The sequence below is a fragment of the Nitrospiraceae bacterium genome (assembly GCA_019637075.1).
Lineage (GTDB): Bacteria > Nitrospirota > Nitrospiria > Nitrospirales > Nitrospiraceae > JAHBWI01.
This window is the reverse complement of record JAHBWI010000004.1, coordinates 1-14,632: the sequence shown is the minus strand read 5'-3', so window position 1 is coordinate 14,632 and position 14,632 is coordinate 1. Positions and strand designations below refer to the sequence as shown.

Annotated in this window: 12 protein-coding genes; 11 read left to right on the top strand and 1 reads right to left on the bottom strand. The window is 61.2% G+C overall.

All coding sequences use genetic code 11. The annotated features are described in order from the left end of the window. The first annotated feature begins 322 nt into the window (after window positions 1-322). The 8 genes from KF814_11210 to KF814_11175 all read left to right on the top strand — a co-directional run bounded on the left by KF814_11210 (window position 323) and on the right by KF814_11175 (window position 9,485). Window positions 323-1,486 carry an efflux RND transporter periplasmic adaptor subunit gene (locus KF814_11210; GenBank protein ID MBX3236710.1) on the top strand — a complete coding sequence of 388 codons (1,164 nt, stop codon included), beginning with the start codon at window positions 323-325 and terminating at the stop codon, window positions 1,484-1,486. Next, entirely contained in the window at window positions 1,483-4,617 is a 3,135-nt protein-coding gene (locus KF814_11205; GenBank protein ID MBX3236709.1) for a multidrug efflux RND transporter permease subunit, read from the top strand. The genes KF814_11210 and KF814_11205 overlap by 4 nt, the downstream gene beginning before the upstream one ends. 46 nt (window positions 4,618-4,663) lie before the next feature. After that, the gene (locus tag KF814_11200; GenBank protein ID MBX3236708.1) at window positions 4,664-6,097 is read left to right on the top strand and encodes an efflux transporter outer membrane subunit; all 1,434 of its coding nucleotides are present in this window, start codon (window positions 4,664-4,666) and stop codon (window positions 6,095-6,097) included. 99 nt (window positions 6,098-6,196) lie between these two features. Next, window positions 6,197-6,802 (top strand): nitroreductase family protein, encoded by a 606-nt coding sequence (locus KF814_11195; protein ID MBX3236707.1) that lies wholly within the window; start codon window positions 6,197-6,199, stop codon window positions 6,800-6,802. Window positions 6,803-6,813: 11 nt separating this feature from the next. Continuing rightward, entirely contained in the window at window positions 6,814-7,545 is a 732-nt protein-coding gene (locus tag KF814_11190; protein ID MBX3236706.1) for an SDR family oxidoreductase, read from the top strand. Window positions 7,546-7,556: 11 nt separating this feature from the next. Beyond that, window positions 7,557-7,946, top strand: a complete 390-nt coding sequence (locus KF814_11185; GenBank protein MBX3236705.1) for a RidA family protein — start codon at window positions 7,557-7,559, stop codon at window positions 7,944-7,946. After that, complete coding sequence (locus KF814_11180; protein ID MBX3236704.1) at window positions 7,943-8,593, top strand: DNA-3-methyladenine glycosylase 2 family protein; 651 nt, start codon at window positions 7,943-7,945, stop codon at window positions 8,591-8,593. Before KF814_11185 ends, KF814_11180 begins: the two co-directional genes overlap by 4 nt. 10 nt (window positions 8,594-8,603) lie before the next feature. Beyond that, the gene (locus KF814_11175) at window positions 8,604-9,485 is read left to right on the top strand and encodes an MBL fold metallo-hydrolase (protein ID MBX3236703.1); all 882 of its coding nucleotides are present in this window, start codon (window positions 8,604-8,606) and stop codon (window positions 9,483-9,485) included. Here KF814_11175 and KF814_11170 read toward each other — a convergent pair. Beyond that, the gene (locus KF814_11170; protein ID MBX3236702.1) at window positions 9,482-10,390 is read right to left on the bottom strand and encodes a hydrogen peroxide-inducible genes activator; all 909 of its coding nucleotides are present in this window, start codon (window positions 10,388-10,390) and stop codon (window positions 9,482-9,484) included. The genes KF814_11175 and KF814_11170 overlap by 4 nt on opposite strands. Window positions 10,391-10,565: 175 nt before the next feature. Here KF814_11170 and KF814_11165 point away from each other — a divergent pair, with 175 nt between their 5' ends. From KF814_11165 to KF814_11155, 3 genes are all read left to right on the top strand, one after another. Beyond that, window positions 10,566-11,618, top strand: coding sequence for a cytochrome-c peroxidase (locus KF814_11165; protein ID MBX3236701.1), 1,053 nt, complete (start codon window positions 10,566-10,568; stop codon window positions 11,616-11,618). A gap of 98 nt (window positions 11,619-11,716) precedes the next feature. Further along, on the top strand, window positions 11,717-12,697 hold the full coding sequence (locus tag KF814_11160; GenBank protein ID MBX3236700.1) for a VTT domain-containing protein: 981 nt from the start codon (window positions 11,717-11,719) through the stop codon (window positions 12,695-12,697). 9 nt (window positions 12,698-12,706) lie between these two features. Further along, on the top strand, window positions 12,707-14,329 hold the full coding sequence (locus tag KF814_11155; GenBank protein MBX3236699.1) for a hypothetical protein: 1,623 nt from the start codon (window positions 12,707-12,709) through the stop codon (window positions 14,327-14,329). Window positions 14,330-14,632 lie beyond the last annotated feature (303 nt).

Here is a 14,632-nt window from a genome sequence, read left to right as displayed (position 1 = left end):
GTCGACATCCCTCCTTCACGCTGTGACGATCTTCCGTAAGAAATTCGGAAGGTTGCCGATCTTTGCCCATCCGCGATTGTGAGGAACGCTCCTTGCCCTGTGCAGCGAGTGAGAGGCGTGTGAGCCTGATGGATCACCATCGGGGGTGAGGATCATCAATCGGCTCTTCAGAGAGTCAGGTTGGCTGGAGAAGGCGTTGCAAATTGTGGGTGCTTCCTAGGGAACTTTGAACCTCGACCCGTCAACTGACGTGGTGCTACGATTCCTCTCGGCCGAAGGACGTGCTGCAGGCGGTGGAATCACAACCTACCGTGGGGATGATATGGCGAGAATCGTCTTCGCAGGTCTGATTATGATCGGCCTCTTCGGATGCAAGGGCGAAGCAGGCGCCCCGCCGGTCCCTCCGCTGCCCGAAGTACAGATCGTCGAGGCAACCCTCCAGTCCGTCCCGGACGAGCCGGAGTTCATCGGCCAAGCGGAAGCCTCGAGCGTCGTCGAGATCCGTTCGCAAGTCACCGGCATCATCAAACAGCGATTGTTTTCCGAAGGACGCGACGTCAAGAAAGGCGATCGCCTCTACGAAATCGATCCGGTCCCGTTCAAGGCGGCCGAAATCAGCGCCAAGGCGCGGGTGGCGCAGGCGGAAGCGCGGCTTGTCCAAGCGAAACAGAACCTGGCTCGAGTCAAGCCGCTGTTGGTTGAAGATGCCGTCAGCCAAAAGGACGTGGATGACGCGATCGCGGAGGATCTCGCCGCCAAGGCCGCCTTGGAAGCCGCGCGTGGAGACCTGGTCAAAGCCCGATTCGATCTCGACAATACGATCATCCTGGCGCCGGTCGATGGGCTGATCGAACGGACCCGCATCTATCAAGGACGGCTGGTCACGGCCCAGACGGATCTGTTGACCGTCATCCATCAAGTCGACCCCATGTATGTCATCGTCAGCGCCCCGGAGAGCTTTCTGCTCAAGCGACGGCGCGACATTCTCTCTCAACGGATCCAGCATCCCGGTATCTATAGTTTGACCGGCACGATTATTTTCGTCGACAAGACGACGTATCCCCACAAGGGCGTGTTGGATTTTGCCGACGTCAGTCTCCGGACCGAGACTGGTTCCCGGCAGGCGCGCGTGGTCTTCCCGAACCCCGACCGGATCCTGTTGCCGGGCCAGTTTGTGACGGTGCGCTTCCACGGGGTCTCGAAACCCCACGCCATCCTCGTGCCGCAGCGCGCCGTGCAACAGGGGGCAAAGGGGGCCGTGGTCTATGTCGTGGCCCAGGGCGACAAGGTTGAGGTGCGCGATGTGAAAGCGACCGATTGGCAAGGGGATCGCTGGCTCATCGAGGAGGGCCTGCAGCCTGGTGAGCGGGTCATGGTGGACGGGTTCCAACGGGTCATGCCCGGAGCGCAGGTAAAGCCGGTGGCGATTGCCGAAGCGGAAGCGGCTCCTCGGCCGGTGACCACCGGTACGGACGGGGCCCGATGAACCTCAGCCTCTTCATCGACCGTCCCATCTTTGCCTCTGTCCTCTCCATCGTCATCGTTGTCATTGGGCTGGTCGCCATGCAGGCCCTCCCGGTCGCTCAATTCCCTCAGATCACCCCGCCGACGGTGCAGATCGAGGCCGATTACCCCGGCGCCAGCGCCGAAGTCGTCGCGGAGTCCGTAGCCCGCCCCATCGAGTTGCAACTTCCCGGCATCGATAACCTTCTGTATTTCGACAGCACGAGTACGAACGATGGTCATATGACCATCAGGCTGACGTTCGAGATCGGTACGAACGTCGACATCGCGCAGGTCCAAACACAGAATCGCCAAAAGCTGGCTGAGCCGCAACTTCCGCCGGAAGTCGTTCGCCAGGGGGTCACGGTGAAAAAGATGTCGCCGGATCTCTTGGCCGTCATGGTGCTGCAATCCAACGATCCGCAGCAGGATGCCTTCTTTCTCGCCAACTTCGCCACCCTGCGCATTCTCGACAACATCAAGCGGCTCCCGGGGGTGGGGGACGCATTGGTCTATGGCCAGCAGAATTACAGCATGCGGCTGATCCTCGACCCGGTGCGGATGGCTCAATTGAGTCTCACGCCCACCGACATCGCCAATGTGGTCCGCGAGCAGAATCGGGATTTCCCCGCCGGCACCATCGGCCGCGAGCCGATGCCGATCGGCACCGAACTCACCCTCCCGCTCATTACCGAAGGACGGATGTCGGATGTGAAGGAGTTTGAAGAACTGATCGTCCGGGCCTTGCCGAATGGGTCGATGGTCCGACTCAAGGATGTGGCGCGGGTCGAGCTCGGAGCTCAATCCTACGTGCTTGAGGGCCGCTACAATCGCAAGCCCACCGCATTGCTGCTCACCTTTCTTTCTCCCGGCGCCAACGCGCTGGATACCGTCCGGCATATTCGCAACGAGATGGAAAAACTGTCGGCCGTCTTCCCCCAGGGGGTCACCTACGACATTCCTTACGATACGACCCGGTTCGTCGAAGTGTCGATCAAGGAGGTCGTCAAGACTTTGGTTGAAGCGATGGTGTTGGTTGTGCTGGTGGTCTTCCTCTTTCTGCAAAGCTGGCGGGCGACCCTGATTCCCGCAGTGGCGGTTCCGGTTTCCCTGATCGGAACGTTTGCGGGGATGGCTGCGCTGGGGTTCTCGATCAACACCTTGACCCTGTTCGGTCTGGTTCTCGCCATCGGCATCGTGGTCGACGACGCCATCGTGGTGGTCGAGAACGTCGAGCGCCACATGGAAGCCGGATTGTCCTCCAGGGCGGCGGCCAAGAAAGCCATGGGAGAGGTGGCGGGACCCGTCATTGCCATCGTCTTGGTGCTCTGCGCGGTGTTCGTCCCGGTGGGATTCTTGGGAGGCATCACCGGTCAGCTCTACAAGCAGTTCGCCATCACCATCGCCGTCTCGGTGGCCATCTCCGGATTCGTCGCACTGACCCTCAGTCCGGCCCTCTGCGCGCTGCTTCTCAAGCCAAGCCACGGAGCGCGGCGGGGATTCTTCGGCCTCTTCAACCGGTTCTTCGAGTGGACGCAACATCGATACGCCGCCGGCGTGGGGATCATGCTCCAGCACAGCGTTTTGTCCTTGGTGATCGTTGGGGTCCTGCTCGCCGTGACGGTTCAATTGTTCCGCACCATCCCGGTCGCGTTTCTCCCGGACGAAGACCAAGGGTACTTCATCACCGTGGTGCAGCTTCCCGACGGGGCATCGAAAAAACGGACGGATGCGGTGTTGGATCGGGTCGAGCAGTACTATCACACGATCCCTGCGATCTATGGGACGCAGACCCTTTCGGGACAGAACTTCGTGTTCAATACGCGGGGCACCAACACGGCGACCATGTTTACACCGCTCAAGGGTTGGGAGGAACGCAAGGGTCCGCAACAACATGCGAAGCGCCTCATCGCGGGCGCGTTCCAGGAGTTCGGAAAGATCCCCGGCGCATTGGTCTTGGCGTTCAACGCTCCTTCGATCCGTGGCTTGGGCGCCACCGGCGGGTTCTCCGTGCAGCTGCAAGATCCGAGCGGCGGAGATTTCAAGAAATTCGGCGCGGTGGCGCAGGAGTTCGTGGCCAAGGCCAGGCAGGATCCGGCGATCGGCACGGTCGGTACGAGTTTTCGCGTCAGCGCTCCGCGTGTCCATGCCAAGATCAACCGGGAGCGGGCCAAGGCCTTGGGTGTGCCGATCTCCGAGGTGTTCGATACGCTCCAGGCGTTTTTCGGCAACCTGTACATCAACGACTTCGTCAAGTTCGGGCGTGTCTACCGGGTGCAAACCGAAGCCGAACCGCAATACCGATCGAGTCCCGCCGATATCGGCAAGATCTATGTGCGGGCTTCCAACGGACAAGGTCCCGCCATGATTCCGCTCGATACGGTCGTCACGACCAGCTATAGCAGCGGTCCTGATCCCGTCACTCACTTCAATGGATTCAACACGGCGCTCGTGCTTGGCTCGGCCGCGCCGGGTTACAGTTCGGGCCAGGCGCTGGACGCCTTGGAGCGCGCCGCGCAGGAGGTCTTGGTCCCGCGCGGGTTCGATATTGATTGGAGCGGCATTTCATACCAGGAACGGAAGGCGGGCAGCCAGTCCATCCTGGCGTTCGGCTTTGGACTCCTGATGGTGTTTTTGGTGCTGGCGGCGCAATACGAGAGTTGGAGCATTCCCTTCGCCGTCATCCTAGCCGTGCCTTTCGGCATATTCGGGGCCTTGTGCGCCGTATGGCTCTCGGCGATGGCGAACGATATCTACTTCCAAATCGGGCTGGTCACGTTGATCGGGCTCGCGGCCAAGAACGCAATTCTGATCGTCGAGTTCGCCAACCAACAATATGCTCAGGGCCTGTCACTGTACGAGGCGGCCCTCGAAGCCGCCCGTCTGCGGTTCCGTCCCATCCTCATGACCTCTTTGGCGTTCATCCTCGGCGTCGTGCCGTTGGTGACCGCTTCGGGGGCCGGAGCGGCCAGTCGGCATTCGATCGGGATGGGGGTCTTCGGCGGTATGCTGGCGGCCACGTTTTTGGCGATTTGTTTCGTTCCATTGTTTTTCGTGCTGATCCGCAAATTCAGTCGGCGGAACGAAGCGCCGGTCTCGGAAACAGGCCACTGAGCTGCGCTCGACGCCGTTGCTGTTCCCGTGCAAGGAGGACCTTGTGATGTTCCGGGTCGCCATCGTGCTCTGCTCGGGTATGTTGCTCTCCTGTGCGATGGGGCCCGACTATTCGCGCCTCGACATTCCCACGAATGACAACTATCGCATGGCCGCTGAGGGCCGGGATCTGCCTTCCCTTGCCGACATGCCCTGGTGGGAACTTTATCGGGACCCCGAACTCCAAAAGCTCATTCGCATCTCGCTGGAGGAAAACAAGGACCTCGAGCGCGCCGTGGCTGTGGTCGAGGAGTACGGAGCCCGCCTGTTCGTGGCTCGAACGGATTTTGCTCCCAAGATGGATGCCGTGGGCAATGCGCCCCTTGCCAGGCGGGGCGGAGTCCGCTTTCCCGGCTTTGCCAATCCCTTCAACTACTACCTGCAAGGAAACCTGGCCTGGGAGTTGGACATCTGGGGACGCATCCGCCGTTCCAATGAGGCCGCACGAGGCGATCTCTTGGCTCGGGAGGAGAACCGGCGCGCGATCATTCTCCAGCTGGTGAGCGGGGTGGCGCAGTCCTACTTCGACCTGCGCCAGCTCGATCTTCAATTGGACATCGCGCAACGTACGCTGGAAGCGTGGGATGAGTCCGTCCGAATCAGTCGGGCGCGCCATCGGCAGGGCATCATCCACAGGCTGGATGTCGAGCAGTTCCAGGCCGAGCGGGAGAATGCCGCAGCGCGGATCGCCGACCTCCGGCGCCAGATCATTCAGAAAGAAAATGAAGTGAGCGTGCTGCTCGGCCGCAATCCCGGCCGCATCGCGCGGGGTCTCTCCCTAACCGAGCAGACGATGCCGCCGGTGGTTCCAGCCGGGCTGCCGTCCGAATTGCTGCAACGACGTCCCGATATCGTCCAGGCGGAACAGGAACTGGCTGCTGCCACCGCTCGTATCGGGGCGGCCAAAGCCGATCGATTTCCCAAGATCTCTCTGACCGGGACGCTGGGCATCGCCAACCCGAGCCTTTCCAAACTCTTCACGCCGGGGGGAGATTTCGGGGTGGTCGGACCAGGACTCACTGGTCCCCTGCTGAACGCCCAAACGCTGGGGTTTCAACAGGCCGCGGCTGAAGCGCAAGCGAAACAGGCGGCCGCCCATTACAAGCAAACGATTTTGGTTGCGTTCAAGGAAGTGGAAGATGCGTTGGCGGGGGTGGAGACTGCGCGCGAACAGGCGGCGGCGCAGGATCGCCAAGTCCGTGCCTTGCAGGCTGCCTTGCACCTGGCGAACCTTCGATACAAAGGCGGTCTCGCCAACTATCTGGACGTCCTGATTGCGCAGCGAAACCTCTTCGAGGCGGAGTTATCGCTGGCCTCGACGAGGCGGCTCCACCTCGTGTCCGTCGTGCAACTCTACAAGGCGCTTGGCGGCGGCTGGTCTCCGAACGAGCCGTCCGCAGCTCCGCCGATTGCCGAGGCCGTTGAACAGAAGAGTCCGTAAGTCGATCGAAACGCCGCCGCGGCGCCACCCATGCAAACGCACCACCTTGTGCGTATACTGGGTGTTCATCGATTGATGCGGTCAAGAGAGGAGTCAGTGATGGAGAAACCGGCTGAGACAGAGTCCCCGATTCATGACCTCTTACGGCGACGCTGGAGTCCCCGCGCCTATGCGGAACGAATGGTAGAACCGGACAAAGTGCGAAGCCTGTTGGAAGCGGCGCGTTGGGCCCCATCCTCAAACAACGAGCAGCCCTGGTCGATCGTCTTGGCGACCAAGGAGGATGCCGAGGGGTATGCCCGGTTGTTGAATTGCCTGAAGGAAGGCAATAGGAAATGGGCATTCCGGGCGCCGATCCTGATGCTCTCGGTCGCGCGTCTCAATTTCGAAGACGAAGGGACGCCGAACCGGCACGCCCTTCACGACACGGGTATGGCTATCCTGAGCTTGGCCTTGCAAGCGACGGCGCTTGGGCTGATCGCGCACCAAATGGCCGGCTTCGACATCGAGCGGGCGCGGGTGGAGCTCAGGATTCCAGCGGGTCACGAGCCGGTCGCTATGATCGCGGTGGGATATCCGGGAGAGCCGGATGTACTCCCAGACTACCTCAAGCAACGTGAAGTGGCTCCTCGCGAGCGCAAGTCGGTCGGCGACTTCGCCTACCGCGCAGTCTGGGGTCAGCCGCTTTCGCCTTCGCGATCGTAAAGGCCGGGTCGATGGCGAACTTGACCGGCAAGGTAGCGATCGTGACGGGGGCGTCGGGCGGCATGGGACGCGCCATCGCGATGCGTTTGGCTCGTGACGGGGCCGCAGTCGTCGTGCATTTCCACGGTCGGGCGCGGCAGGCAGAAGTGGTGGCCGCCGCCATCCGTGAGACCGGCGGGACCGCCGTCACGATCCATGCGGACATGAGCCTGGTCGTGCACGCCCGCCGTTTGATCGCCGATACGGTGAAGCGTCTCGGGCGCCTCGATATACTCATCAACAACGCCGGCAAGTTCTCGCCGAAATCGTTTGCCGAAACCACGGAGGCGGATTTCGACGCGTTGATCGGGCTGCATGCGAAGGGGCCCTACTTTGCCATGCAGGAAGCGGCACGGCTGCTCGCGGACCATGGCCGGATCGTGAACATCTCCACCGCGGGGACCCAAATGAATTTTCACGGCGCCAGCGCCTACCTGGCAAGCAAGCGGGCCCTCGAACAGTTGACCAAAGGAATTGCACAGGAACTGGCGCCGCGCGGCATCACGGTGAATGCCGTGGCTCCGGGTATCACCGACACGGGCGTCCTGACCGAGACCTACAGACAGATCGGGACGCAACGTTCGCCGATGCAGCGGGTCGGCCAGCCGGCCGAGATTGCGGATGTGGTCGCCTTTCTGGTGAGTGAAGACGCGAGATGGATCACGGGGCAAACAATTCAAGTGGGCGGCGGGATCGTCATGTGAAAGGAGCGGGTATGTCGCGACGGAATGTGTCGACGGGTGGGCCGTGGGAAGGCAAGATCGGGTATTCGCGGGCGGTACGAGTGGGCGCGCATGTGCAGGTATCGGGGACGACGGCGATGACACCGTCGGGATTGGTGGGGAAGGGCGATCCCTATGCCCAGACCCTCCAGACGCTCAAGACCATCGAGGCTGCGCTGCAGCAGGCCGGGGCCGCGCTCTCGGATGTCGTGCGGACGCGGATCTTCATGGCCGACATCGACCAGTGGCAAGAGGTGGGACGAGCGCACGGTGAGATCTTCGGGTCGATCAGACCTGCCACCACCATGGTCGAGGTGAAACGCTTGATCGATCCCGACATGCTGGTCGAAATCGAAGCCGATGCGATCCTGCCACAGGGATGAAGGCTCTGTCCCCTGCCGCACGGCATCTATCGCGGGTCGATCCCGTGATGGGGCAACTCATCCGGGACGTCGGTCCATGTGAGATCAAGCCACGCGTCGGGCGGTCGCCCTTTGAGGCCTTGGCCCGCGCGGTGGCCTACCAGCAGCTCCATGCCAACGCGGCGGAAAGTATCCTTCGTCGGTTTGTCGCGCTGTTTCCGGGCCGCCGGTTCCCGCGCCCTGATGATTTGCTGGCCGTGGATGTAGACGCCGTTCGAGGGGCGGGATTTTCCGGCTCGAAGATCCTCGCGCTCAGAGACCTGGCCGCCAAGACGCTGGAGGGAATTGTGCCCACCGGCCGTGCCATCAAGGCATTGGACGATGAGGCGATCGTCGAGCGGCTCGTCGCGGTTCGTGGCGTCGGTCGTTGGACGGTCGAGATGCTGCTGATCTTCCAACTGGGCCGCCCGGATGTCCTTCCCGTCGACGATTTCGGTGTCCGAAACGGGTTTCGGATCGCCTATCGCCGACGAATGATGCCGACACCCATGCAGGTGTTACAATTCGGGGAGCGATGGCGCCCCTACCGCAGCACCGCTTCTTGGTACCTCTGGCGGGCGGCGGAGCGGGCCAAGACCGGACGCCCTTCCAAACCGCCACAGATGTGAGCTGGTTTCCATGGCTGATTCCCGCAAGCGCCTGGACTCGAACATTGCCGGCGACTTCTTTGTCGATGCGACCTGCATCAACTGCGATGCCTGCCGCCAGTTGGCGCCGGAAACCTTTTCAGAAGTCGGAGAGAATTCGGCGGTTGTCTCTCAACCGGTGACCATCCGGGAGCGCTATCGCGCGTGCCAGGCATTGCTGGCCTGCCCGGTCGGTTCGATCGGAACGGAGTCATCGGAACAGGCGCTCTTGCGCGAGGCGATGGCCAGTTTTCCCCTGCCGATCTGCGGCGAGGTGTCGTACTGTGGGTTTAACGCCCAGCAGTCGTTCGGTGCCAACAGCTTTTTCGTAGAACATCCCGAAGGAAACTGGCTGGTGGATTCACCCCGCTTCCTCAAACACCTGGTCGAGGCGTTCGAACGGCGTGGCGGGGTCAGATTCATCTTCCTGACGCACGAGGATGATATCGCGGACGCAGCCCGCTATGCGGCGCATTTCCAGTCCACGCGCATCATCCACCGCGCCGACGTCGAGGCGATGCCGGATGCGGAGCGCATTGTGGAGGGAACAGAGCCGGTCAGGCTGGCCCCTGAGTTTCTCGCCATACCTGTTCCGGGCCATACCGCAGGCAGCATGGCCCTGCTCTATCGCGACCAGGTGTTGTTCACGGGTGATCACCTCTGGTGGGAACCCAAGACGAAAACGCTCGAAGCACCCCTTCAGTTGGTCTGGGATCGCGCCGCCCTGCTGCGGTCGATCGGCACGTTGCTCCCGCACCGGTTCGAATGGATTCTGGCCGGCCACGGGGATCGTACTAGGCTGCCGGTGGAAGAAATGCGGTCCCGGCTTCGCGAGTTGCTCAGCCGCCGTCAAGCCGTGACGGTCTCCCGTTAGGCTGGAAGCACCGACAGATCGGCGATCTTCACCGTCCTTACGGCCTCGCGAATCACGCCGATCACCGCCGGCCGTGCGAACCCCTTGCGCCAGGCCAGCCCGATCCGGCGCTCAGGTACCGGCTTGGCGAATTCCACGATGGCCAGCCGCTTGTTGTGATGTTTGTTCGTGACCGCACTGGCCGGCATGACCGTGATGCCCAATCCGGACGCCACCATCTGACGGATTGTCTCCAGCGAGTTGCCCTGTAGTCCTTCCGTGTCCGACCGGCTCAATTCCGGACAACTGTCCAGTACTTGCTGCCTGAAGCAATGCCCTGCGTGAGGGAGGAGCACGCGTTCGGCGTTCAGCGCCGTCGAATCCAGTTTCGATTTGCGAGCGAGCGCGTGGTCGGCCGGCACGACGGCCTTGAACGGTTCGTCGTACAGGGGCTGGGTGAGAATGCCCGGTTCCTCGAACGGAAAGGCGATCATGATCACGTCGAGCTTGCCGTTCTTCAGCATCGCAGTCAGGTTCACCGTCAGGTTTTCTTCGATCTCCAACGGCATTTGGGGTGCCCGCTTGTGGAGCTGCGGCACGAGATCGGGCAGGAGGTAAGGGCCCACCGTGGCGATCACGCCGAATCGCAGCGGCCCCACCAACTGGTTCTTACCCTGCGAAGCCAGGAGCTTGATGCGGTCCGCCTCCTCCAACACCCGCTGGGCCTGCTGGATGATCTGCTGGCCCAACGGCGTCGGGACAACCTGGTTCTTGCGCCGCTCGAAGATCGTCACATCCAACTCGTCTTCGAGTTTCTTGATGGCAAGGCTCAACGCCGGCTGGGTTACGAACGACCGCTCCGCGGCACGACCGAAGTGACCTTCCTGTGCGAGCACCACGATGTACTGCAGTTCCGTCAGCGTCACGGCAGCCCTCCTCTTCGATCAAACGATAAGTAATACTAATCGAAGCGACGCATATTATCAATTGGACTGATGTGATGCAGGGCGATATCGTGATGTTCGTGCACGCCCGTTCGGTATCGATGAGGGAGGAAGAACGGGGAGCAATAATTCACAGTCCAAAGAGGAGGATAGGAATATGCGGAAGCGATGGACATCGTGGGGGGTGATCGGCGTCATCGTCGGGGGCTTGGCCTTGTTGCCACCTGCCGCAGGGAGTTCCGGAATGCAGGTGGCTTCGGAGAGCCAAGCCGTTCCATTGGGATTGGAGGATCCGGCGGGGTTTATCCCTGCCGACAACCAACAAAGTGCGAAGAAGGTCGAGCTCGGCCGCTTGCTCTTCTTCGATCGGCGGCTGTCCAAGAACGACACGATCGCCTGCGCGAGTTGTCATATGGCGGAGAAGGGCTTTGCAGACGGCCAACCGGTATCGACCGGCATCAACGGATTGAAGGGAGGGCGCAGTGCGCCGGTTTCATTCAACCGTGTCTACAGCAAGGCGCAGTTCTGGGACGGACGGGCGGACAGGCTGGAAGACCAGTCGATTGGACCGTTCGTCAGTCCCGTGGAGCATGGATTCGCAAACCACGATGAGTTGGTCAGCAAACTGCGCCAGATCGAGGGCTACCGCACATTGTTCCGAGAGGTGTTCGGACACGACATCCAGATCGGCGACGTAGGCAAGGCGATCGCAAGCTTCCAGCGCACGATTCTCTCCGGAAACAGTGCCGTCGATCGCTATGATGTCGGCGGTGAAGAGCCGGCGCTCAGCGAATCGGCACGGCGCGGGTTGGAATTGTTTCGCGGCAAGGCCCGTTGCACGCGGTGCCACTCGGGCTTCAACTTTTCCGACGAAAAGTTTCACAACCTGGGCATTGGTTGGGATACCAATACGGTGGATCTCGGTCGGTACATGGTCACCAAGAGCCCAGAAGACATTGGGGCTTTCAAAACCCCGACGCTGCGCGAGATCTCACGGACTGCTCCGTACATGCACGACGGCCGATTCTCGACGTTGGAAGACGTCGTCGAGTTCTACGACAAGGGCGGGATTAAGAATCCGTACCTGGACAACACCCTCATTCCCCTCGAACTGACCGACGAGGAGAAAAAGGACTTGGTGGCGATGTTACGGTCTTTGAACGGCGAGGGTTGGCAACAGGTGAAGGCCCCGCAGTCGTTTCCGAAGTAATCCGAAGAGAAACCGGGCGGGGCGCTCCGCCGAGCGGGGTGCCCTGCCGTCTCGCAGCTTGACCCCTATCCGCTCCGGATGGTTTAACCAAACAACCTATGCCGTCGTCGTTTCAATTCCTGGTGGACCACGGAGCTTCCGTGCTGTTCGCCGTGGTGTTTCTCGAGCAGGTGGGTCTTCCGATTCCGGCCATTCCCCTCTTGGTCGCTGCGGGCGCCTTGGTCGGTGCCGGGAAGATGAGTCTGGTCACCGCGTTGCTGATCCCCGTCGCCGCGGCGGTTCCTCCGGACGTGGCCTGGTACTATCTCGGGCGAACCAAAGGCGGACGCGTCCTGGGATTTCTGTGCCGGATGTCGCTTGAGCCCGACTCCTGCGTACGAAGCACCGAGAACCTGTTTCAACAGCAGGGGCCGCGCGCGCTGCTCCTGGCGAAGTTTATTCCAGGCTTCAGCACCGTCGCTCCTCCCCTGGCCGGGATCGTCGGCATGAGTCCCCTGACGTTCCTCCTGTACGATATGGCCGGCGCCGTACTCTGGGTGGCCGTGAGCGCGGGAGTGGGCGCGCTGTTCAGCAGCCAGCTCGAGCAGCTTGCCGCCCTTTTCGATCAGGCCGGCGCGGTGTTGGTGAGTGTGCTCTTGGTCGGGTTGGTTGGCTTCATCGGGTATAAGTACTACCATCGCCAGAAATTCATCCGCGACTTGCGAATGGCCAAGATCTCGGTGGACGAACTGAAGCGACGATTGGACGCCGGCGAAGCGATCACGATAGTCGACGTGCGGCATCCCTTGTCGCTGGAATTGGATCCGGAGATGATTCCCGGTGCGATGAATTTCTTGCTGGAGGAAATCGAGCACCGGCACCACGAGATTCCACGGGACCGCGAGATTGTGTTGTACTGTACCTGTCCCAACGAAGTCTCCAGCGCCCGTACGGCGTTCATGCTCAAGAAAAAAGGCATCCATCGAGTGAGGCCCTTGGAGGGTGGCTTGGATGCCTGGCGGGATCGACAGTTCCCGGTCGAGCGGAGAGTGAACATTGCCTTGAATGCCGGAGCGGTGCCTCCCGGGTCTGTTGAGTAGATCGAATTCATGCGGATACTGGCTGAATGGATTGATCGTAACGTCTTCGAGCTCGGACGAGAGCTTCGCCTGTCCTATCTGCCGCCGTTGATGGTATACCTCGCCGCCGGCATCTCCGGCTTGACCGGCATCGTCGGCACCTTCTTCGTCAAAGAGTACCTCGGACTGTCCGCCTCGTTTCTTGCCGCACTGGGGTTCTGGGCCGGGATTCCCTGGGCCTTGAAGATGCCGATCGGTCACGTCGTCGATCTTCTGTGGCGATGGAAGGGAGCCCTGGTGTACCTCGGCGCCGGGCTCATCGCGACGAGCCTGCTGATCATGGTGGGGTTGATCGGCCATCGGGAGGCGATGGTGGCCGTCATGTCGGCAGAGGCGTGGTACGTGTTGAGCGTTCTGCTGTCTCCGGTCGGCTATGTCTTGCAAGACACCGTGGCCGATGCCATGACCGTCGAAGCCGTGCCGCGCCTGGATGAGCAGGGCCGACCCTTCAACGACGAGCAGCGGAAGCTGATGCATACGACGATGCAGACGCTGGGGCGCGTGGCGGTGGTCGGCGGCGGCATCCTGGTCGCGCTCATCAATCTCTATTTGTTCACGGGTGTGGAGGGGCTGCCGAAAGAGGCGATCGCGGCCATCTATCAAAATGTCTACCTGATGGCACTCGTCATCCCCTTCGTGTCGGTGTTGGGTGTGGGGGCTGCCTCAGTCCTTAGGCTCAGGGACAGGCGTCGGCTATTGGCGCAGGGAATGGCGCGAGAGCAGGTCCGGGCAGCACTTGAGGGCCACAGCGAGCCGACCGCAGCGAATTGGTGGATTCTCGGCGGCAGCCTCGCATTCGTCCTATTCACGCTGATGGTCGGGCTTGGAGATTCGGCCTATGCGGAAGAAATCGTCTTTGCCGGATCGTTCGGGATTGTGGCGTTCCTGATCAAGCGGCTCACCCAGGATCTGGCCCCGCAGGCGAGACATGTGTTACTGGGCACGGCGCTGGTCATCTTTGTGTTTCGAGCCATTCCCCTCCCCGGCGAAGGCGTGACCTGGTGGCTGATCGACGAGCTCAAGTTCGACCAACAGTTTCTCTCGGTGCTCTCGCTCATCGGCAGCATCTTGGCCCTGGCGGGCATGTTCGTGTTTCGGCGGTTCATGGCGGAGCGTTCGATCACCTATGTGGTGGGTTTCCTGACCGTAGCCGGGTTCCTGCTCTCCGCTCCCATCGTCGGCATGTACTATGGGCTGCACCAATGGACCTCGGCGCTGACCGGCGGTCTCATCGACGCCCGATTCATCGCCCTGGTCAATACGGCACTGGAATCGCCGATGGGCCAAATCGCCATGATCCCGCTGCTGGCCTGGATCGCCAATTCGGCGCCGGATTCGCTCAAGGCGACGTACTTTGCGGTTATGGCCTCATTTACGAATTTGGCGCTCTCGCTGAGCCAGCTTGGCAGCAAGTACCTGAATCAGATCTATATCGTGACCAGGGAAGTCCGCGATCCACTAACGAATACCCTGCAAACTCCGGCCGATTATAGCCAGCTCGGCGAGTTGCTGATCATCCAGTTGCTTCTGGGGCTGGTCCTCCCGTTTGGTGCGATTGTGTTTGCCAGGCTCACGCGCTTCAAGAGCGCGTGACGTCCTGGCATCCCCTTGACCCATGCGGTATGATGCACATCTAAGAGCAGATGGCGAATGGCCAATCCAGGAGTCGTGCGGATGTTCAAAAAGACTTCTGGCAAGGCCGCAGTTAGTCAATGATTGTGAGAATGTTCAAAATGCCGTCCTGCGAGGCTGCAGGGAGACGCGGACCCGAGAACGACGCAGGGCGGGTTTTTCAACATTCTCACGGAAAGGGGGCGACCGGTATCGACGGGGATATTGAAGCCATCGGGGCATGTCGAGATCTCGGGAACTCGTAAAATTCCGGGAAAAACGCAA

What these genes read in the sequence shown, in the direction of transcription:
- KF814_11210 (MBX3236710.1), top strand. Translation starts at nt 323, where the DNA reads ATGGCGAGAATCGTCTTCGCAGGTCTGATTATGATCGGCCTCTTCGGA.
- KF814_11205 (MBX3236709.1), top strand. Translation starts at nt 1,483, where the DNA reads ATGAACCTCAGCCTCTTCATCGACCGTCCCATCTTTGCCTCTGTCCTC.
- KF814_11200 (MBX3236708.1), top strand. Translation starts at nt 4,664, where the DNA reads ATGTTCCGGGTCGCCATCGTGCTCTGCTCGGGTATGTTGCTCTCCTGT.
- KF814_11195 (MBX3236707.1), top strand. Translation starts at nt 6,197, where the DNA reads ATGGAGAAACCGGCTGAGACAGAGTCCCCGATTCATGACCTCTTACGG.
- KF814_11190 (MBX3236706.1), top strand. Translation starts at nt 6,814, where the DNA reads ATGGCGAACTTGACCGGCAAGGTAGCGATCGTGACGGGGGCGTCGGGC.
- KF814_11185 (MBX3236705.1), top strand. Translation starts at nt 7,557, where the DNA reads ATGTCGCGACGGAATGTGTCGACGGGTGGGCCGTGGGAAGGCAAGATC.
- KF814_11180 (MBX3236704.1), top strand. Translation starts at nt 7,943, where the DNA reads ATGAAGGCTCTGTCCCCTGCCGCACGGCATCTATCGCGGGTCGATCCC.
- KF814_11175 (MBX3236703.1), top strand. Translation starts at nt 8,604, where the DNA reads ATGGCTGATTCCCGCAAGCGCCTGGACTCGAACATTGCCGGCGACTTC.
- KF814_11165 (MBX3236701.1), top strand. Translation starts at nt 10,566, where the DNA reads ATGCGGAAGCGATGGACATCGTGGGGGGTGATCGGCGTCATCGTCGGG.
- KF814_11160 (MBX3236700.1), top strand. Translation starts at nt 11,717, where the DNA reads ATGCCGTCGTCGTTTCAATTCCTGGTGGACCACGGAGCTTCCGTGCTG.
- KF814_11155 (MBX3236699.1), top strand. Translation starts at nt 12,707, where the DNA reads ATGCGGATACTGGCTGAATGGATTGATCGTAACGTCTTCGAGCTCGGA.